Annotated in this window: 1 protein-coding gene; it reads left to right on the top strand. The window is 63.5% G+C overall.

Annotated features, from left to right (window positions below; translation table 11 throughout):
- Positions 1 to 38 precede the first annotated feature (38 nt).
- Positions 39 to 263, top strand: a 225-nt coding sequence (locus EOD29_RS32580; RefSeq protein ID WP_164763982.1) for an FAD-binding protein, incomplete at its 3' end; no start/stop codon positions are given.

The raw sequence follows: 263 nt of genomic DNA, 5'->3' as shown, positions 1-263 counted from the left end.
CCTAGCCGCGTCATTCCTGAAGAGCGTCGAGGCGGCAAATGAGTGTTCTTTCTCCCGCTCTTTCGCAAACGCTTCGCATCCGTTTCGGCGATCGCTTCTCCATCTCGCAGGCCTTGCGCGAACAGCACGGCCGCGGTGAATCCCACCACACGCCCGCCATCCCGGATGCTGTCGTGTTTGCGGAAAGCACCGAGGACGTGGCCGAGATCGTCCGGCTCTGCGCGGCTGAAGACGTGCCGGTGATCGCGTTTGGCGCAGGCACC

Source organism: Mesorhizobium sp. M1A.T.Ca.IN.004.03.1.1, assembly GCF_003997555.1.
Taxonomy (GTDB): Bacteria; Pseudomonadota; Alphaproteobacteria; order Rhizobiales; family Rhizobiaceae; genus Mesorhizobium.
This window is presented reverse-complemented; position numbering and strand designations above follow the sequence as displayed.